16 protein-coding genes are annotated in these 18765 nt (G+C 72.5%); 9 read left to right on the forward strand and 7 right to left on the reverse strand.

Translation table 11 applies throughout. From position 1 onward, the window contains the following. The first annotated feature begins 4 nt into the window (after positions 1-4). Genes GFH48_RS04020 through GFH48_RS04035 form a run of 4 tightly spaced genes read left to right on the forward strand, consistent with a single transcriptional unit; the run spans position 5 to position 4279 of the window. Positions 5-946, forward strand: a complete 942-nt coding sequence (locus GFH48_RS04020; protein ID WP_153286921.1) for a DnaJ C-terminal domain-containing protein — start codon at positions 5-7, stop codon at positions 944-946. Continuing rightward, positions 943-1338, forward strand: coding sequence for a chaperone modulator CbpM (locus GFH48_RS04025; RefSeq protein ID WP_153286922.1), 396 nt, complete (start codon positions 943-945; stop codon positions 1336-1338). Before GFH48_RS04020 ends, GFH48_RS04025 begins: the two co-directional genes overlap by 4 nt. After that, a complete protein-coding gene (gene clpB / locus GFH48_RS04030; protein WP_153286923.1) occupies positions 1329-3971 on the forward strand; it encodes an ATP-dependent chaperone ClpB in 2643 nt (880 codons plus the stop codon). Before GFH48_RS04025 ends, clpB begins: the two co-directional genes overlap by 10 nt. 41 nt (positions 3972-4012) lie before the next feature. Continuing rightward, positions 4013-4279, forward strand: coding sequence for a UBP-type zinc finger domain-containing protein (locus GFH48_RS04035; RefSeq protein ID WP_153286924.1), 267 nt, complete (start codon positions 4013-4015; stop codon positions 4277-4279). Positions 4280-4313: 34 nt separating this feature from the next. Here GFH48_RS04035 and GFH48_RS04040 read toward each other — a convergent pair whose 3' ends face one another. Next, positions 4314-5102, reverse strand: coding sequence for an IclR family transcriptional regulator (locus GFH48_RS04040; protein WP_153286925.1), 789 nt, complete (start codon positions 5100-5102; stop codon positions 4314-4316). Between the two features lie 106 nt (positions 5103-5208). On the opposite strand from GFH48_RS04040, the gene GFH48_RS04045 reads away from it, so the two are divergent. From GFH48_RS04045 to sthA, 3 genes are all read left to right on the forward strand, one after another. Next, entirely contained in the window at positions 5209-6165 is a 957-nt protein-coding gene (locus tag GFH48_RS04045) for a 5-dehydro-4-deoxyglucarate dehydratase (RefSeq protein ID WP_153286926.1), read from the forward strand. A gap of 78 nt (positions 6166-6243) precedes the next feature. Continuing rightward, positions 6244-7572 carry an enolase C-terminal domain-like protein gene (locus GFH48_RS04050; RefSeq protein WP_153292710.1) on the forward strand — a complete coding sequence of 443 codons (1329 nt, stop codon included), beginning with the start codon at positions 6244-6246 and terminating at the stop codon, positions 7570-7572. A gap of 422 nt (positions 7573-7994) precedes the next feature. Continuing rightward, positions 7995-9398 (forward strand): Si-specific NAD(P)(+) transhydrogenase, encoded by a 1404-nt coding sequence (sthA, locus tag GFH48_RS04055; RefSeq protein WP_153286927.1) that lies wholly within the window; start codon positions 7995-7997, stop codon positions 9396-9398. A 108-nt stretch (positions 9399-9506) separates the two neighbouring features. On the opposite strand, the gene GFH48_RS04060 is transcribed toward sthA, so the two are convergent. Both GFH48_RS04060 and GFH48_RS04065 read right to left on the reverse strand, forming a co-directional pair. Next, entirely contained in the window at positions 9507-12077 is a 2571-nt protein-coding gene (locus GFH48_RS04060) for an FtsX-like permease family protein (RefSeq protein ID WP_153286928.1), read from the reverse strand. Beyond that, positions 12077-12847: an ABC transporter ATP-binding protein gene (locus GFH48_RS04065; protein WP_153286929.1), complete on the reverse strand. Its 771-nt coding sequence runs from the start codon at positions 12845-12847 to the stop codon at positions 12077-12079. Before GFH48_RS04065 ends, GFH48_RS04060 begins: the two co-directional genes overlap by 1 nt. Positions 12848-13129: 282 nt before the next feature. On the opposite strand from GFH48_RS04065, the gene GFH48_RS04070 reads away from it, so the two are divergent. Both GFH48_RS04070 and GFH48_RS04075 read left to right on the forward strand, forming a co-directional pair. After that, on the forward strand, positions 13130-14431 hold the full coding sequence (locus GFH48_RS04070) for a sensor histidine kinase (RefSeq protein WP_153286930.1): 1302 nt from the start codon (positions 13130-13132) through the stop codon (positions 14429-14431). Next, a complete protein-coding gene (locus tag GFH48_RS04075) occupies positions 14400-15071 on the forward strand; it encodes a response regulator (RefSeq protein WP_153286931.1) in 672 nt (223 codons plus the stop codon). Before GFH48_RS04070 ends, GFH48_RS04075 begins: the two co-directional genes overlap by 32 nt. A gap of 114 nt (positions 15072-15185) precedes the next feature. Here GFH48_RS04075 and GFH48_RS04080 read toward each other — a convergent pair whose 3' ends face one another. From GFH48_RS04080 to GFH48_RS04095, 4 genes are read right to left on the reverse strand one after another with little or no spacing between them, the layout of a single operon-like run. After that, positions 15186-16151, reverse strand: a complete 966-nt coding sequence (locus tag GFH48_RS04080; RefSeq protein ID WP_153286932.1) for a catechol 2,3-dioxygenase — start codon at positions 16149-16151, stop codon at positions 15186-15188. 10 nt (positions 16152-16161) lie between these two features. Continuing rightward, a complete protein-coding gene (locus GFH48_RS04085) occupies positions 16162-17250 on the reverse strand; it encodes a 4-oxalomesaconate tautomerase (protein WP_153286933.1) in 1089 nt (362 codons plus the stop codon). Further along, positions 17247-17972, reverse strand: coding sequence for a 4-carboxy-4-hydroxy-2-oxoadipate aldolase/oxaloacetate decarboxylase (locus tag GFH48_RS04090; RefSeq protein ID WP_153286934.1), 726 nt, complete (start codon positions 17970-17972; stop codon positions 17247-17249). Before GFH48_RS04090 ends, GFH48_RS04085 begins: the two co-directional genes overlap by 4 nt. Further along, the gene (locus GFH48_RS04095) at positions 17969-18718 is read right to left on the reverse strand and encodes a PIG-L deacetylase family protein (protein ID WP_153286935.1); all 750 of its coding nucleotides are present in this window, start codon (positions 18716-18718) and stop codon (positions 17969-17971) included. The genes GFH48_RS04090 and GFH48_RS04095 overlap by 4 nt, the downstream gene beginning before the upstream one ends. Between the last annotated feature and the right edge of the window lie 47 nt (positions 18719-18765).

Raw genomic sequence — 18765 nt, forward strand, 5'->3', positions numbered from 1 at the left:
CCCGATGGCACGCGACTACTACGACGTGCTCGGGGTGGCGCGCACCGCGAGTCCCGAGGAGATCCAGCAGGCCTTCCGCACGCTGGCGCGCAAGCACCACCCCGACGTCAACAAGGATCCGGGTGCCGAGGAGCGCTTCAAGGAGCTCAACGACGCCTACAGCGTCCTCTCCGATCCCAGGACCCGGCAGCGCTACGACCGCTTCGGCGACGACTTCCGGCAGATCCCGGAGGACTACGACGAGCGGGTGGCCGCCGCCGCGGGCGCCCGCGGCGGCCGGCCGGGCGGCGGCGGGGTCCGCTTCCACGGCGCGGACGGCGCCGGCTTCGACGGCTCGGGCGTCGACTTCGAGGACCTGTTCGGCGGGATGTTCGGACGTGGTGGCGGAGGCGGCGGCTGGGGCCCGGTGCCAGGCGCCGACCAGGAGGCCGAGATCCAGCTCGGTGTCGAGGAGGCGTACCGGGGCGGCAGGCGCGGCATCACGCTGGGCGGCCCCCACGGGCAGCGCGGCTACGACGTCACCGTGCCGCGCGGCGTGGTGGACGGCCAGCGCATCCGGCTGGCCGGGGAGGGCGGGCACGGCAGCGGTGACGCCCCGTCCGGCGACCTGTACCTCCGGGTCCGTATCAAACCCGATGGACGTTTCCGCCTGGAGGGGCGTGACATCCACGTGGTCGTCCCGGTGACGCCGTGGGAGGCCGCGCTCGGCGCGACGGTGCCGGTGCCCACCCCCGGCGGCACGGCCAAGGTCACCGTCCCCCCGGACTCCTCCAGCGGCCGCCGGCTGAGGCTGCGCGGCGAGGGCATGCCCAACCCGCGCGGCCAGGACGGTGACCTCTACGCGGAGATCCGCATCATGGTGCCGCCCGAGCCCACCGCCCGCGAACGCGAGCTCTTCGAGGAGCTGGCCGCCGCGTCCGCGTTCGACCCGAGGAGGCCCCGATGACCAGCGCCCCCCGTCCCGGCGGCGCGGGCCGCCGCACCGCCGCTCCGGCGGCTCCGCCGGTCCTCAACGTCCGGGTACGCGCCGCCACCCTCGGTCCGCCCCTGCGGCTCGGTCTCGACGCCGTCGCCCTCCGCTCCGGTATCCACCCGGATCTCGTACGGCGGTTCGTCGCCCTCGGTCTCGTCGACGCCACCCGGGACGCGTCGGGGAGGCTGTGGTTCGAACCGTCCGCTCCCGTCGCCCTCGCCCGCATCCAACGTCTGCGGGCCGCGCTCCCCCTCAACTACGCGTCCCTGGGTCTGGTGGTCGATCTGCTCGACCGGATCAGTGAGCTGGAGGACGCGCTGAGGCGCAGCAACGCCGGCTCCAGGAGGGATGAATCGTGGATATGAACCGGCTCACCCAGAAGTCCCAGCAGGCGGTGCAGGAGGCGCAGACGATCGCCGGCCGGCTGAACCAGACCGAGGTCGACGGTGAACATCTGCTGCTCGCCCTCCTCGACCAGCCCGACGGCCTGATAGCGCGCCTGGCCGACGGCACGGGGGCCGACACCCAGGCCCTGCGCTCCGCCCTCTCGGACGAACTGGCGCGCAGACCGAAGGTCACCGGGCCCGGTGCCACGCCCGGTCAGGTGTACGTCACGCAGCGGCTGGCCCGGGTGCTGGACTCGGCCGAGCAGGAGGCCAAGCGGCTCAAGGACGAGTACGTGTCGGTCGAGCACCTCCTGCTGGCGCTGGCGGACGAGGGTTCCCGGACGGTCGCGGGACGCCTGCTCAAGCGGTTCGGTGTCACCGAGGACGCGTTCCTGGCCGCGCTGACCCGTATCCGCGGCAACCAGCGCGTCACCTCGGCGACCCCCGAGGCGTCGTACGAGGCCCTGGAGAAGTACGGCCGTGACCTGGTGGCCGAGGCCCGCGGCGGCCGGATGGACCCGGTGATCGGCCGGGACGCGGAGATCCGCCGCGTGATCCAGATCCTGAGCCGCAAGACCAAGAACAACCCGGTGCTCATCGGTGACCCGGGCGTGGGCAAGACGGCCATCGTGGAGGGTCTGGCGCAGCGCATCGTGCGGGGTGACGTGCCCGACGGGCTGCGCGACCGGACGATCTTCTCGCTCGACATGAGTTCCCTGGTGGCGGGCGCCAAGTACCGCGGCGAGTTCGAGGAGCGGCTGCAGGCCGTACTGAGCGAGGTCAAGGCGGCCGAGGGGCGCATCCTGCTCTTCGTCGACGAACTGCACACGGTCGTCGGCGCGGGCGGTGGTGCCGAGGGTGCCATGGACGCCGGGAACATGCTCAAGCCGATGCTGGCCCGCGGCGAACTGCACATGATCGGGGCGACGACCCTGGAGGAGTACCGCAAGTACGTCGAGTCCGACGCCGCGCTCGAACGCCGTTTCCAGCAGGTGGTGGTGGACGAACCGAGTGTCGAGGACACCGTGTCCATCCTGCGCGGGCTGCGCGAGCGGCTGGAGGTCTTCCACGGTGTGAAGATCCAGGACACCGCGCTGGTCGCGGCTGCCACGCTCAGCCACCGTTACATCACCGACCGGTTCCTGCCCGACAAGGCCATCGACCTGGTCGACGAGGCCTGCGCGCGGCTGCGGACCGAGATCGACTCCATGCCCGCCGAGCTGGACGGGATCACGCGGCGGGTGACCCGGCTGGAGATCGAGGACGCGGCGCTCGCCAAGGAGAGCGATGCGGCCAGCGCCAAGCGTCTGGAGGAGCTGCGCCGCGAACTGTCCGACCTGCGCGCCGAGTCCGACGCGATGCACGCCCAGTGGGACGCCGAACGCCAGGCCATCCGCCGGGTGCAGGAGCTGCGGCAGGAACTGGAGCAGGTGCGGCAGGAGGCCGAGGAGGCCGAACGCAGCTACGACCTCGACCGCGCCGCCGAACTGCGTTACGGCAGACTCACCGAGCTGGAACGGCGCCTCGCGTCCGAGGAGGAGCGGCTCGACTCCAAGCAGGGCGACAACCGGCTGCTGCGCGAGGTGGTGACCGAGGACGAGATCGCGGAGATCGTGGCGGCCTGGACCGGTATCCCGGTCACTCGGCTGCAGGAGGGCGAGCGCGAGAAGCTGCTGCGGCTCGACGAGATCCTCACCGAGCGGGTGATCGGCCAGGACGAGGCCGTCAAGCTGGTCGCCGACGCCATCATCCGGGCCCGGTCCGGCATCCGTGACCCGCGCCGGCCCATCGGCTCGTTCCTCTTCCTCGGCCCCACCGGCGTCGGGAAGACCGAACTGGCCAAGACGCTCGCCGCGGCGCTCTTCGACTCCGAGGAGAACATCGTCCGCCTGGACATGAGCGAGTACCAGGAGCGGCACACCGTCAGCAGGCTGGTCGGAGCGCCGCCCGGATACGTCGGTTACGAGGAGGGCGGCCAGCTCACCGAGGCGGTCCGCCGCAAGCCGTACTCCGTGGTCCTGTTCGACGAGGTGGAGAAGGCCCACGCCGACGTGTTCAACACCCTGCTGCAGGTCCTGGACGACGGCCGCATCACCGACTCGCAGGGCCGTACGGTCGACTTCCGCAACACCGTGGTGATCATGACGTCCAACATCGGATCGGCGCACCTGCTGGACGGGGTGACCGCAGACGGCGAGATCAAGCCGGAGGCGCGGGCCCTGGTGCTGGGCGAGCTGCAGAGCCACTTCCGGCCCGAGTTCCTCAACCGGATCGACGACATCGTGCTGTTCAAGCCGCTGGGCCTGCCGCAGATCGAGCGCATCGTGGAGCTCCAGTTCACCGACCTGCGCAGGCGTCTGGCCGAACGGCAGATCACCGTCGACCTCACCCACGCGGCCCTCGAACTCATCGCCCGGCAGGGCTTCGATCCCGTGTACGGAGCACGCCCGCTGCGCCGGTACATCTCGCACGAGGTCGAGACCCTCGTGGGCCGGGCCCTGATCCGCGGTGACGTGCGGGACGGATCGACGATCCGGGTCGACGCGCGGAACGGCGAACTGGTCGTCACCTACGGCGAACCGGCGGTACCGGACGTCCGGAAGGCCGCGTGAGCGCGATGGGCACCGCGGAAGGCGGAGGACGGAGGCTCGTCATGGCCGAGGTACGCCCCGACCCGCATCTGTCGTACATCCGCCCGGTGACACCGCGTACCCCGGACGGCTGCGACGAGTGCATGCACGTCGGCTCCAGCTGGCTGCATCTGAGGATGTGCCTGACCTGCGGGCACGTCGGGTGCTGCGACTCCTCGACGCTCCAGCACGCGCGGGCCCACGCCGCCACGGCCGGTCACCCCATCGTGCGGTCGTTCGAGCCGGGCGAGGAATGGCGCTGGTGCTACGTCGACGAGGCCCTGGTCTGAGGTGCGCAGGCGCCAGGTGCCGGCGCTCCCCCGGTCAGCGCCAGTCGGGCGCGCCCGATGCCGGGGTGACCAGGGTTTCGATCCTCTCCCGCAGTTCCCGCATGACGGAGACGATGCGGGCCTCGTGCCCGTCCGTCAGCCGGGTGACGGGGACCGAGCAGCTGACGGCGTCGACGGCCGGGGTGTCGTAGCGCAGAGCGAAGCCGAAGCCCGCGATACCGGGCACCGTCTCCTCGCGCTCGACGGAGTGGCCGCGCTCGCGCACCCCGGCGAGGTCCGCGATCAGCGCGGCCCGGTCCCGGTGCGTGTTCTGCGTCAGGGCGGCCAGCGGATCGGCGGGGAGCGGAAGTTCCTCGTCGGGGCGTTCGGCGAGCAGTGCCTTGCCGAGGGCTCCGGCGTGGGCCGGGACCCGGCGGCCGACCCGGCTGAGGGTACGCGGGTACTCGTGGGACTCGCGGGTCGCGAGATAGACGACGTCCGGGCCGTCGAGCCGCGCCAGGTGGATCGTCTCGCCGAGCGTGTCCGAAACCTCGTCGAGGAGGGGGCGCACCACCCGCACATGCGCGTCACCGTCGAGATAGCCGGTGCCCGTGAGCAGGGCGCGGATCCCGATGCCGTAGAGGGATCCGGTGGTGTCGGAACGCACCCAGCCGCAGTCGACGAGGGTCTGCAGCAGCTGGTACATGCTGCTGCGCGGCACGTCCAGTTCCGTCGCGAGTTCGTCCAGCCGGGCGGGCCTGTCGCCCCGCCCGGCGAGCAGTTCCAGCAGGGCGACCGTGCGGGACGCCGACTTCACGGCGCGGACCCCTCTGCTCTCGGACATGGGGCCCATCGTAAAACCGCCGCGCCGTCCCATTGACCCACAATGGTTCATCCACCTAACCTTCATCTGCATACATAAACGTCATCTGCATATGAGGATGAGAATCATGGCACGGTTCAGCACGGAGTCCGCGGATGTGGCGCGGCGGCTGCGGGACGGCATGGCGGGCGGGGTGCTGTCGTTCCCCCTCACGAGCTTCCGGGACGACGGGGGTCTCGATGTGGAGTCGTACCGCGCCTATCTGACCGCCCAGCTCGCGACCGCGCCGGGCGCGGTCTTCCCCGCCTGCGGAACCGGTGAGTTCTTCTCCCTGGACGAGGACGAGTACCGCGCGGTCGTCGCGGCCACGGTCGAGATCGCCGACGGGCGGCTGCCGGTGGTCGCGGGCATCGGCTACGGCTGGGCACAGGCGCTGCGGTTCGCCAGGATCGCGGAGGAGGCGGGCGCGGACGCCGCACTGGTGATGCCGCACTACCTGGTCGCCGCCCCGCAGGACGGTCTGGTGGAGCAACTGCGCCGGATCGCCGCGGGGACGTCCCTGCCGCTCATCGCCTACCAGCGCGGCCAGGTCGCCTTCAGCGCCGAGAGCCTGCGCCGGATCGCGGACATCCCCACGGTCATCGGTCTCAAGGACGGCCACAGCGACCTCGACCGGCTCCAGCGGCTCACGCTCGCCGCGCCCGACGACTTCCTGTTCTTCAACGGCGCCTCGACCGCCGAGATCCAGGCCCGCGCCTACGCCACCGTGGGGGTGCCCGCCTACTCCTCCGCGGTCCACGCCTTCGCTCCGGACATCGCGAACGCCTTCTTCACCGCGCTGCGGGACGACGACGAGCGGACGACCGGGTTGCTGCGGGACTTCTACGTCCCGCTCGTCGAGCTGCGCGACCGGGTGCCGGGCTATGCCGTCTCGCTGGTCAAGGCCGCCGCCCGGCTGCGCGGCCTGCCCGTCGGTCCGGTCCGGGCGCCGCTCACCGACCCGGGCCCCGACGACCTCGCCCTCCTCTCGAAGATCCTCGACGCCGGACAGCTCCTGGCCGAAGCCGCGCCCCGGCCCGTCTGACCGCCCCGGGCGCCCCGTCCGCGCTCCCCCGACTCCCTCCCACTCACCCCGTACGCAAGGACTCCGAAGACCATGGGCATCAGCCGGCCGACCGTCACCGCGTTCTCCGTCTATCCGGTCGCGGGACGGGACTCCATGGAGCTGAACCTCTCCGGTGCGCACGGCCCCTACTTCACCCGCAACGTGGTCGTCCTCACCGACTCCGAGGGCCGCACCGGGCTCGGCGAGGTACCGGGCGGCGAGAAGATCACCCGGACCCTGCGGGACGCCGTGCCGCTGGTCGTCGGGGCGAAGGTGGGTGACTACCAGCGCGTGCTGCGGGAGATCGGGGCCCGGTTCGCCGACCGGGACGCCGGCGGACGCGGTGCCCAGACCTTCGACCTGCGGACCACCGTCCACGCCGTGACCGCCGTCGAGTCGGCGCTGCTCGACCTCCTCGGGCAGCACCTTGACGTACCCGTGGCGGCCCTGCTCGGCGACGGGCAGCAGCGCGCCTCCGTACGGGTCCTCGGCTATCTGTTCTACGTGGGTGACCCCGACCGCACCGACCTGGAGTACGTCCGCGAACCCGACGCGACCACGGACTGGTACCGGATCCGCCACGAGGAGGCGTTGTCCCCCGGCGCGATCGTCCGCCAGGCCGAGGCCGCGTACGACCTCTACGGCTTCCGGGACTTCAAGCTGAAGGGCGGTGTCCTGCGGGGCGCCGAGGAGGTCGAGGCCGTACGGGCCCTGAAGGACCGGTTCCCCGAGGCGCGGATCACCCTCGACCCGAACGGCGCGTGGTCGCTGCGCGAGGCGGTCGAGCTGTGCACGCCCCTGGTCGGCACCCTCGCCTACGCCGAGGACCCCTGCGGGGCCGAGGACGGCTACTCGGGGCGGGAGATCCTGGCCGAGTTCCGCCGTGCCACGGGTCTGCCCACGGCGACCAACATGATCGCCACCGACTGGCGGCAGTTGACCCACGCCCTGGCCCTGCAGTCGGTCTCCATCCCGCTCGCCGACCCGCACTTCTGGACCATGCGGGGTTCCGTGCGGGTGGCCCAGCTGTGCCACGCCACGGGCCTGACCTGGGGCTGCCACTCCAACAACCACTTCGACATCTCGCTGGCCATGGTGACCCACTGCGGAGCGGCGGCGCCGGGCGCCTACAACGCCCTGGACACGCACTGGATCTGGCAGGAGGGGCTGGAGCGGCTCACCGTCGAGCCGCCGCGCATCGTCGACGGGGAGATCGCCGTCCCGGACGCCCCCGGGCTCGGGGTCCGCGTCGACATGGACCGGCTCCTGGCGGCCCACGAGCTCTACCGGGAGAAGGCGCTGGGGGCGCGGGACGACGCCGTCGGGATGCGCTTCCTGGTCCCCGACTGGGAGTTCGACGGCAAGCGTCCGTGCCTGGTGCGGTGACCTCCGGCCGACGTGCGTACGTGCGTCCGCCGTCCGGTACGTGACGGCGGGGCGGTGCACCGGGGGCCGGGGTCCCGCGTCCGGCGTCCGGCGTCCGGCGTCCGGCGTCCGGCGTCCGGCGTCCGGCGTCCGGCGTCCGGCGTCCGGCGCGACTTGGCCCGAGCGGCGGTGCGTACGTCTATGGCGTCCCGTGCGTCAGCTTCCACCGGCGGTGGATCCCGGCCTCCGGCATCCGATGCGTCGGCTTCCACAGCGGTGGATCCAGGCCCCTGCCGTCCCGTGCGTCAGCCGCGTCGGCCTCCGGCACCTGGTCCATCGGCCGTCGGCGCCGGAGGCGTTGACCACCGTATTTTTCCCCGTGAAGTGGTCCGTTGCCCATTCACCCTTCCGGGGACGGACTTCGGCCTGACAGACTCCGGAGAGTGCGCGACTTCGACATGCTTGTCATAGGATCCGGCCCCGGTGGGCAGAAAGCCGCCATAGCCGCGGCCAAGCTCGGCCACCGGGTCGCCGTCGTCGACCGGCCCGACATGGTCGGCGGGGTGTCCATCCACACCGGGACCATCCCCTCCAAGACCCTGCGCGAGGCGGTCCTCTACCTCACCGGTCTCACCCAGCGCGACATGTACGGCCAGAGCTACCGGCTCAAGGAGGACATCACCGTCGCCGACCTGACCGCGCGCACCCAGCACGTGGTCAGCCGTGAGGTCGACGTCATCCGCAATCAGCTCTCCCGCAACCACGTCTCCCTCTTCGCCGGCACCGGCAGCTTCGTGGACGACCACACCGTCGCCGTGACCGAGGCGAACGGCAACGAACAGCTGTTGACCGCCGAGCACATCGTGATCGCCACCGGTACCCGCCCGGCCCGGCCCGCCTCCGTCGAGTTCGACGGACGCACGATCATGGACTCGGACAACGTCCTCGACCTGGAGCGGGTGCCGCGCTCCATGGTGATCGTCGGGGCCGGGGTGATCGGCATGGAGTACGCCTCCATGTTCGCCGCCCTCGGCAGCAAGATCACCGTGGTCGAGAAGCGGGCCTCGATGCTCGACTTCTGCGACGTCGAGATCATCGAGTCGCTCAAGTACCACCTGCGGGACCTGGCCGTCACCTTCCGCTTCGGGGAGACGGTCGCCGCGGTCGAACGTCATCCGCGGGGCACGCTCACCGTCCTGGAGAGCGGCAAGAAGATCCCCGCGGACACCGTCATGTACTCCGCGGGCCGGCAGGGCCTCACCGACGAACTCCACCTGGACAAGGCCGGTCTGTCCGCCGACCCGCGCGGCCGGATCAAGGTCGACGAGAACTACCGCACCGAGGTGCCGCACATCTACGCCGTCGGCGACGTCATCGGCTTCCCGGCGCTGGCCGCGACGTCGATGGAACAGGGCCGCACGGCGGCGTACCACGCCTTCGGCGAACCGGTGCACCCCATGCACGACCTCCAGCCGATCGGCATCTACACCATCCCGGAGATCAGCTTCATCGGACGTACCGAGGACCAGCTCACGGAGGAGTGCGTGCCCTTCGAGGTCGGTGTCTCCCGCTACCGCGAACTGGCCCGGGGCCAGATCATCGGTGACTCGCACGGCATGCTCAAGCTGCTGGTCTCCCCGGACGACCGCAAACTGCTCGGCGTGCACTGCTTCGGCACCGGGGCCACCGAGCTGATCCACATCGGCCAGTCGGTGATGGGATGCGGCGGCACGGTCGACTACCTGGTCGACGCGGTGTTCAACTACCCGACGCTCGCGGAGTCCTACAAGGTCGCCGCCCTGGACGCCACCAACAAGATCCGCCAGATCGACCGGCTCAAGGACTGACCGGCCCCGGCCGACGACGGCGGGGCGGGGCGCGAACGCCCCGCCCCGCCGTCGTCGCCGTCTCGGCGTGCGTCTCCTCCCGTCAAGCGCCGCTTTCGCGCCCCGCCGTCACTCCCTCGCGCCGATCGCCTCGACCGGCCTGATCCTCAGCAGCAGCCGCGTGGGCACCATCGTGCCCGCGGCCGCGAGCACGGCCGTCGAACCGGCGATCGCCAGGAAACCGAGCCCCGGCACGGCCGGCAGCGGCGACCCGCTCGTCGCGAGGGAGACGAGGACCAGCGGGAACACGGCCAGCAGCGTTCCCACGCCCACCCCGCTCGCGATGACGACGACGCTCTCCTGTCGCATCATGCCCGCGACCTGCCGGCGGGTGGTGCCGGACAGCCGCAGCAGCGCGAACTCGCGGCGCCGCGCGGCGGTTCCCATCGCCAGGGTGTTCACCACGGTGATCGCCGTGTAGGCGATGATCACGCCGACGACCAGGTAGTTGACCCAGGCGTTCGCCCGCTGTTCGGCCAGCTGGTCGTCGACGGCGAGACCGTCCCGGAGCACGGTGCCGGGATAGGCCGCCGCCGCGTCCGACAGCGCCCGCGTCAGACCGGGCGCCGAGGGAGCCGAGCGCACGAGCACGGACCGGTCGGCCTTGCCCGTGGTGTGGGCGAGCAGCAGGTCGTGGTCCATCGTCAGGTCGGCGAATCCGAACCCGCGTGCGTAGACGGCGACGACCTTCCCCCGGAACGGGGTGCCGTCACCCAGGTGGAGGCGGGCGGTGTCCCCGACGCCGAGACCCAGCCAGGAGGCCGCGGTGGTGCTGATCGCCACGGTGTCCCGCGACAGGTCCCCGAGGTCGCCCTTCTCCGGCCGCAGGTCGAGGACGGTGCCGAGCGCCCGGGGATCGACGCCCTGCACGCCGAGCGAGACGGCTTCGTCCGCGCCGAGCAGCCTGCCCGCGGCGACCGCCTTCGACGTCACCAGTCCGGTGGCCGACGCCACCCCCTTCATGCCCCGCACCTTCCGGGCCAGCTCGGGCGACACCCCGGCCGGCGCGGTCAGGACGTGGTCGGCGAGGAGTCCCGCCCGCAACTGGTCGGCGGACTCGCGGAGTCCGGTGGTCTGCGCGAAGACGACGGTCGACGCGAAGGAGACGGCGAGCACCAGGGGAGTGATCGCGCCGGCCAGCCGGCCGGCGTTGGCGCGGGTGTTGGCGGCGGCGAGCCAGCCGGTGACACCGGTTCTGCCGAGCAGCGGGCCGAGCAGGCGTACGGCGGTCCGGGCGACCAGCGGGCCGAGGACCGCCACGGCGATCACCAGCAGGAGCACGAGGGAGTCGGCGAGCCCGACGAGGGTGAAGAAGTCGGTGTCCCGGACCGTCCCGGTGACGAAGATCCCCGCGGACAGCACCAGCAGCGCGTACCCGGTGATCCTGCGCCCGCGGCCGAGGCCCGGTGTCTCCACGGCGGCCTCGCCGAGAGCCTCCGTGGGCCTGATCCGGGTCGCCCGGTGGGACGCGGACACCACCGCGGCCAAGGCGGTCAGGACGGTCACGAGCACCGCCGCGAGAAACGGCAGCGGGCTGACGACGAGCCCGAAGTCGGGCGGCACGACGCCGTGTCCGGCGAACCGGTCGCGGAGCTGGTGGACGAGGAGCAGCCCTGCCGGACAGCCCAGCACACCCGCGGCCAGGCCCGTGGCGGCCGCCTCGACGGCGACCATGCGCCGGATCTGGCCGGGTGTGGTGCCGATCGCGCGCAGCAGGGCGATCTCCCGGCGACGGTGCCGGATCGACAGCGAGGTCGTGGCGTAGAGCACGAAGACGGCGACGAGCAGGACGTTGCCGCCGACCGCGGCGGCCAGCACGACGAGGTTGGAGCCGCTGACGGTGACATCGAGGAACTCCGCCCGTCCGCGTCCCTCGCCCGTGTGCACGGCGAGGGTGTCGTCGTGGAGCGCGGACCTGACGGCGTCGGCGAGCCGCTGCGGCGAGGTGCCCGGGGAGGCGAGGACGCCGAAGGCCTCGACGGAGGCGCCGGGGAGCGAGTGGCGCAGGTCCGCGTCGCCCAGGAACACCACCGACCGGCGCGGTGACCGGCCGTCCTTCAGCGCGACGAGTCCGCTCACCTCGAAGGCGCGCGGCACCGAGGCGCTCATCAGACGGATCTCGTCCCCGGGGCGGACACCCGCCCGGCCGGCGGTCTCCGTGTCCAGGACGATCTGTCCGGCAGCCCCTGGCGCGTGACCGGTGGTCAGCCGGAAGTCTCCGAGGCCGAGACTCGACCAGTTGTGCGCCTCGACCGCCGCGCCGTGACGCCCCGGCACCGGCCGCCCCGCGGCGGTCACCAGCCGCACGGTGGCGCCGCGGTCCGCGATCACGGACCGCGCTCCGTCGACTCCGGCGATCCGGGCGGCCGCCGAGGCGCGCAGCGGTACGCGTTCGGGCAGCGGCTGCGACTCCTCGACCGTCGTTCCGTCGAGGTCCTTCAGGGTCAGTGCGACTTCTTGACGGCCCGCGACGACGACGTCGGCCGCGGCGTAACGCTCGGGGGAGGAACCGGCCCGTACGCCGGACTCCAGCAGGATCCCGCACGCGCTGAGGACGGCGGCGCCCAGCAGCAGGGCGACGAAGGTGCCGGCGAAGCCGCCCTTGCGGGTCTTGAGCGTCAGCAGGGCGAGACGCAGCATCAGGCGGCCCTGCGCAGGCCGGACATCACGTCGGCGACGCGGTCCGCGCTCGGCGCGTCCATGCCGTCGACGATCCTCCCGCCGCTGAGGAAGACGGCGTGGTCGGTGTGCGCGGCGGCCATCGGATCGTGGGTGACCATCACCACCGTCTGATGCAGATCGGTGACCGCCTGCCGCAGCAGCCCCAGGATGTCCCGCGCGGTCTCCGGGTCGAGCGCCCCGGTCGGCTCGTCGGCGAAGGTCACCTCCGGACGGGTGACCAGGGCGCGGGCGATCGCCACCCGCTGCTGCTGGCCGCCGGACAGCTGGGCCGGCAGCCGGGTCAGCCGTTCGCGCAGGCCGACGGCGGAGACGATGTGGTCGAACCAGTCCGCCTGCGCCTGTCGTCCGGCCAGCCGGAGCGGCAGCGTGATGTTCTGCTCGACGGTCAGTGAGGGAAGGAGGTTGAAGGCCTGGAACACGAAGCCGACGCGGGTGCGCCGCAGCTCCGTCAGCCGTCGTTCCCCGAGCGCCGCCAGATCGTGCGGGCCGAGGCGGACCACTCCGGAGGTGGGCCGGTCCAGGCCGGCCGCGCAGTGCAGGAACGTGCTCTTGCCCGAGCCCGACGGTCCCATCACCGCCGTGAACGTACCCGGCGTGATGTCAGCGCCGACCCGGTCCAGCGCCAGGACGGCCGTCGGTCCCTGTCCGAACCGCTTGGTCACGTCCCTCAGCCGCACCGCGTACCGCCCGTCGGCGGGGTCCGCCGGTTGTTGGTCCCAAGACCGCACTGTGACTCCTCGTACGACTTTTCCGTTGTCCTTGAGTGGTGCCTCCAGTGCATCGGCGACGAGGGGGCACGGCCTCGGCCGAACCGTCGAACCCGCGGCTCCGCCGGCCGGGCGAGACGGCGAGGCGGCCCCCGCCGTTCGGAGGAGGCGCGGTGCCGCCGGGCCGCCGGTCACGCGGCGCGTCTCCTCCGAACGGACGATGCCGTCAGGGAGGAGAACGACCGTCCGCTCTCAACCCCTGGGCAGACCGGCCCCGTCGAACGGGCGTCTACCGTGGGGTCCATGGAGCTGATGGACTCGTTCGCCGGGCGTCGCGTGCCCCCGGCCGTCATCGACGCGGGTCTGGCCCTGCTGTTCACCGCCGCGTGCGTCGTACTCCCCCTGGCGATACCGCCCGACGGGCCCGAACTGCGCGTGCCGGACGGCGGGTGGCCGCCGCTCGTCCTGTTGTCCGCCCTGCCGTTCGCCGTCCACCGCCGGTTCCCGGTGCCCGCGCTGCTGGTGATGTCCGCGGCCGCCGCCGCGCTTCAGGGCCTCCGCTACGTGCCACCGCTCTCCGGGGACGGCGGGATGTCCATCGGGCCGACCTACACGGCCGTGGCCACCGGTGTCTTCCTGACCGCCGTGCGGTGCGCCCCGCGGACGGCCACCTGCGTCGTATCGGGGTTCGTCCCGGCGGTGGCCGTCACCGAGGCGGTCCTCGCCTCGGACGGCCACCGGGTCACCACCCTGCTGACCGACGCCGTGCTGCTGGTCGCCGCGTGGGCGCTGGGGCGGCTCGCCCGGGCCCGCACCGCCATCCAGAACCAGGCCCTGGAACGGGCCGCGGCGCTCGAACGCGAACAGGCCGCGAACGCGCGCGCCGCCGTCATGGAGGAGCGGGCCCGGATCGCCCGCGAACTGCACGACATCGTCGCCCACAACGTCAGTCTCATGGTCGTGCAGACCATCGCCGCCGACCGGGTCCAGGACCGTGACCGTCACAAGGCCCACGAACTGCACGGCACCATCGAGGAGACCGGCCGGGCCACCGTCACCGAGCTGCGCCGACTCCTCGACGTGCTGCGGACCGACGAGGACGCGGAGACCGACCCGAACAGGGAACCGCCGCAGCCCACCATCGGCGCCCTGCCCACGCTGGTCGACTCGGTGCGCGCCGCCGGTCTTCATGTCGAGTTCAGCAGCACGGGAACCCCCGCCGGCCTCCCGGCCGGATCACAGCTCGCCGTGTACCGCGTCGTCCAGGAGGCCTTCACCAACACGCTCAAGCACGCGGGCCACACCCGTACCGCGCTCAGCGTCGCCTGGGAGCCCGACCGGCAGCGGCTCACCGTCCGGCTCTGCGACGACGGCCCGCCACCGGAGGGCCGGTCCGCGCGTCCGCCCGCCCCCACGCGGGGCACGGGGCACGGTCTGGTCGGCATGCGGGAGCGGATCGGTGCCGTGGGCGGCACCCTGCACACCGGCGGCCGGCCCGGTGGCGGCTACTGCGTGCACGCCGTCGTCCCCGTCCCCTCCCCCGATCCCCATCCGCACGAAGGGCACTCTCCGCATGACACCCATCCGCGTCCTGCTGGTCGATGACCAGCCCATGATCCGGACCGGATTCCGGCTCATCCTGGAGGCCGAACCCGACATCAGCGTCGTCGGTGAGGCCTCCGACGGCGTCGGCGCCGTCGAGAGCACCGAGGCGCTGCGCCCCGACGTGGTGCTGATGGACATCCGGATGCCGCGCCGGGACGGTGTGGAGGCCACCCGCCTCATCGCGCGGGCGGGGTCGCCCAGCCGAGTCGTCATCCTGACCACGTTCGACCTGGACGCGCACGTCGTCGACGCCCTGCGTGCCGGGGCCAGCGGCTTCCTGGTGAAGGACGGTCCCGCCGACTCCCTGGTGGGCGCGATCCGCACGGTGGCCGCGGGGGAGGCCGTCCTCTCGCCGCGCGTCACCCACCGGCTGCTGGACCGCTTCGCCCATCTCGCCGCCCCCGCGGCGCCGGAGGTGCCGTCGCGGCTCGACGCCCTCACCGGCCGTGAGCTCGACGTGCTCCGCGCCCTGACCCGGGGGCTGTCCAACGCGGAGATCGCGCGCGAACTCGGCGTGGGGGAGACCACCGTCAAGACGCACGTCGCCCACATCCTGGAGAAGTACGGGCTGCGCGACCGGGTGCAGGCGGTCATCCTGGCCTACGACTGCGGGCTGGTCGTCCCCCGCAACACCGCCTGAGAGCCTGGCGCCTGCGCGCGAGCCGGGGCCGGCAGCCCCGCCACCGTCGACGAGGAGAGGCCGGTCGCCCCGCGTGCCCGTCCCGCCCGTCCCGCCCGTCCCGTCACGCTCGTCTCAGCCGTCCTTCGCCTGGTCGAGAGGCGGTGTGCCGTGTGTGTGGAAGGACTCGATGGTCTTCAGACCCCACGCCTGTCCCTTGGCCCGCTCGGCCTCGGTCCAGGTGATCAGCGGCCAGTCGGGAGCCAGGACGAGCCGGGTGAGCGGGTTGCACAGTTCGACACGGTTGCCGCCCGGTTCGTAGACGTAGAGGAAGAACGTCTGCTGGATGGCGTGTTTGTGCGGTCCGGTCTCGATGAACACCCCGGTGTCCAGGGCGAGGTCGGCCGCGCGCAGGATGTCCTCACGGGTGTCGGTGGCGAACGCGACGTGGTGCAGCCGCCCGCGCGAACCGGTCCGGTCCTCGCTGTAGACGACGTCGTACGACTTGTTCGTGTACGTCAGCCACTTCGCGGTGATCCTGCCGACGTCCAGCCGGATCTGCTCGGTCGGCCGGGCCCCGAGCAGACGCTGGTGGAAGTCGGCGCCGGCGGCGACGTCCGCCGCCAGGTAGTTGACGTGGTCCAGACGACGTACGCCGACTCCGTGGCCCGGTTTGGCCTGGGGCTGGTTCTTCAGACCCGGCCGGAGCTCGTCCGGGGCCCGGTACCACTCCGACTCCCAGTACAGGGCGACCTCGTGACCGTCGGGGTCGGTGGTGACGTACAGCGGGCCGAGACCCGGCTCGTCCTCGGTCCAGCGGCCCTCGTGGCCCGCGACCTCCAGTTCGCCGGCCCGGCGCCGCAGGGCCTCCTGGCTGGAGGCGCGCAGTGCGGTGCGGCGCAGGCCCGAGGTCTCGTGGGCGGTGAGGACGAGGCTGTGGTGCTCGTAGTCGTCCCAGGTCCGCAGGTAGACCGAGGCGCCCTGGCTGCCGTTGACCGTCAGGCCGAGATAGTCGGTGAAGAACCGCAGACTTGCGTCCAGGTCCGGGGTGAGCAGTTCGACGTGCCCGAGGTGGGCGATGTCGCCATGGGGCGGGGCCATCCAGGACTCCTCACGGACGAGGTGCGGCTGCGGCGGGCCGGGGGTAGACCGTGCCGTCGAAGATCTTTCGTGCGGTGCGGACGACAGCGGTGCGCCGGGCCACCGGAGTGGCACCGGCGGCGCGGTGGCCGATGTCGGCCTCGATGTCCAGGAATCCCGCGGGGTGCTCGATGCGCAGCAGGTCCCCGTGCGCGGGCAGCCGGGCGATGCCCTCTCCCACACCGCCCACCACGCGCAGGCCCGCCGCGACGCCGGCGGCGCCGAGCACCCCGATGGAGGGGTGGCAGCGCACCGGGATGAAGGTACGGGTCATGACGGCGCCGCCGTGCGACGGTGGGGCGAGCAGGCTGAGTTTGGGAACGGTGGCCCCTTCCACGTCACCGAGTCCCATCAGCTTCCCGGCCTCCAGCCGGATCGCGCGCAGCCGGTCGCCGAGCGCCCGGTCCTCCTCCAGGTCCCCGGGTTCCTCGTAGCCGGTGACGTGCAGGGCGGACGCCGCGATCAGTACGGTCGGCATCCCGTTGTCCACGCAGGTCACCGGGGTGCCGGCCACGAGGTCGCGGGCGTGCCCGGTGGGCAGCAGCGGACGGGGGCCCGGCGGGAACTCGACCATCACCGGGGCGGCGGTCCCCGGCACACCGGAGATCTCCGCCGGGCCGGCGTAGTCGACGCGGCCGCCTGGCGTGGCGAAGGTGGCGACGGCGAGGTCCCCGGAGTTGACCATGCGGATCCGTACGGAGGTCCGTTCGTCCCCCGCCCCGACCAGACCGCGTTCCACGGCGAACGGGCCGACCCCGGCGAGCAGGTTGCCGCAGTTCTGCCGGTCGGACACCTCGGGCCGGTCGACGCCGACCTGGAGGAACAGGTAGTCGACGTCCGTCTCGGGGCCGGCCGACGCGGAGATCACGGCCACCTTGCTGGTCACCGGGTGCGCTCCGCCGAGGCCGTCGATCTGGCGCGGGTCGGGGCTGCCCATGACCCGCAGCAGCAGGTCGTCGCGTGCGCGGGGACCGGGCGGGAGGTCGTCGGCCAGGAAGTAGGCGCCCTTCGAGGTGCCCCCGCGCATGAGCATGCAGCGCACCTCCTCGCCCGCGCTCATGACACGGTTCCGTCGGAGACGTCGGGGGCGCCCGCGCACTCCTCGTAGGGCCGGTACCGCACCCCCAGCCGTACGAGGGTCTCGCGCAGGCCGTAGCGGTCCAGGCCCAACTGGCCCTCGGCGAAGGCGGTCCGGGTGGCCTCCTCCTTGGCGGCGCGGGCTCCGGCCGCCCTGACGGCAGCGCCGGACTCCTCGCGGGGTACGCACATCACTCCGTCGTCGTCGGCGACGATCACGTCCCCGGGCCGGACGATCTGACCGCCCAGTACGACGGGCACGTTCACCGAGCCGGCCGTGGCCTTGACCGTGCCCCGCGCGCACACCGCCGTCGACCACACGGGGAAGCCCATGGCGCGCAGGTCGGCCGTGTCGCGCACCCCGGCGTCGATGACCAGTCCGCGCACCCCGCGGTACTGGAGCGCGGTGGCGAACAGTTCGCCGAACATGCCGTCGGTGGAGGGCGAGGTGGTGGCGACGACCAGGATGTCGCCCCGCGCGCACTGCTCGACCGCCGCGTGGATCATGAGGTTGTCGCCGGGCGGGCAGAGCGCCGTGACCGCGGTTCCCGCGATGCGTACGTCCTGTTGGACGGGCCGGAACCCGGGGCCGAGGCTGCCGCGCCGGCCCATGCCCTCGTGCACCGTGGCCACGCCGTGGCCGGCCAGCGCCTCGACGTCCCCGGCGTGCGCGCGCGGCGGATCGGTGATGATCAGACCGCTCACGCCAGTTCCTCCGTGACCTGCGGGTAGGGACGCATGTAGGCCTCGCCGTAGGTGGCGTGGGGCGGGCCGAGGTGGGGACCCGCGTTGCGCCTGAGCTGTACGCCGCGCCGTTTTCCCAGGTCGGTGTAGTACTCCCACAGGTGCTGTTGGGTGGCCAGGCACTCCATGGCCGCGCGCTTGGCCTCCCACACCGGGGTGATGTCGAGGAGGACCTCCGGCCTGAAGCCGCACATCTCCGGCTGGTGCGGCTCGAAGAAGAACACCGGAGGGGCGCCGATGGCCTCGCCTTCGGACGGGTAGCCGCCGGCCTGGGCCAGGACACGCGCGTCCAGCGCCATCCGCGCGGCGGCCGGGTGGTCGCCGTTGTAGGGGTCGTCCCGGGGATGGGTCAGCACCACGTCGGGCCGGGTCTCACGATAGATCCGTACGAGACGGTCGGTCAGGTCCTGGGTCACCGGCAGGGGATAGTCGCCCGCGTCGAGGAAGCGGACCTCGGCGCCGAGCGCCGCGGCCGCCGCCTCGGCCTCCGTACGGCGCATCTCCTTGATCTCGGCCAACTTCCTTCCCTCGCGCCAGGCTCGGGCGGACTCACCGCGCTCCCCGTAGGTGAGGCACGCGATGGTCACCTTCTCCCCGCGGGAGACGGCCAGGGCGATGGCTCCCCCGGCCCGCCAGACGAAGTCCCCGGCGTGCGCGGTGATGACGAGCGTCGAACGTGGCGTGGTGGGCGCCTTGCCGTGCGTCATGGCTCTCATCTCCTTGGTGGACAGGCCGGTGGGCCCACCTCCGAGAC

The organism is Streptomyces fagopyri, from assembly GCF_009498275.1.
Classification (GTDB): Bacteria; Actinomycetota; Actinomycetes; order Streptomycetales; family Streptomycetaceae; genus Streptomyces; species Streptomyces fagopyri.

What these genes read in the sequence shown, in the direction of transcription:
- GFH48_RS04095 (WP_153286935.1), bottom strand. Translation starts at nt 18,718, where the DNA reads ATGACGCACGGCAAGGCGCCCACCACGCCACGTTCGACGCTCGTCATC.
- GFH48_RS04025 (WP_153286922.1), top strand. Translation starts at nt 943, where the DNA reads ATGACCAGCGCCCCCCGTCCCGGCGGCGCGGGCCGCCGCACCGCCGCT.
- GFH48_RS04035 (WP_153286924.1), top strand. Translation starts at nt 4,013, where the DNA reads ATGGCCGAGGTACGCCCCGACCCGCATCTGTCGTACATCCGCCCGGTG.
- GFH48_RS04040 (WP_153286925.1), bottom strand. Translation starts at nt 5,102, where the DNA reads ATGTCCGAGAGCAGAGGGGTCCGCGCCGTGAAGTCGGCGTCCCGCACG.
- GFH48_RS04080 (WP_153286932.1), bottom strand. Translation starts at nt 16,151, where the DNA reads ATGGCCCCGCCCCATGGCGACATCGCCCACCTCGGGCACGTCGAACTG.
- GFH48_RS04070 (WP_153286930.1), top strand. Translation starts at nt 13,130, where the DNA reads ATGGAGCTGATGGACTCGTTCGCCGGGCGTCGCGTGCCCCCGGCCGTC.
- GFH48_RS04085 (WP_153286933.1), bottom strand. Translation starts at nt 17,250, where the DNA reads ATGAGCGCGGGCGAGGAGGTGCGCTGCATGCTCATGCGCGGGGGCACC.
- GFH48_RS04020 (WP_153286921.1), top strand. Translation starts at nt 5, where the DNA reads ATGGCACGCGACTACTACGACGTGCTCGGGGTGGCGCGCACCGCGAGT.
- GFH48_RS04045 (WP_153286926.1), top strand. Translation starts at nt 5,209, where the DNA reads ATGGCACGGTTCAGCACGGAGTCCGCGGATGTGGCGCGGCGGCTGCGG.
- GFH48_RS04060 (WP_153286928.1), bottom strand. Translation starts at nt 12,077, where the DNA reads ATGCTGCGTCTCGCCCTGCTGACGCTCAAGACCCGCAAGGGCGGCTTC.
- GFH48_RS04075 (WP_153286931.1), top strand. Translation starts at nt 14,400, where the DNA reads ATGACACCCATCCGCGTCCTGCTGGTCGATGACCAGCCCATGATCCGG.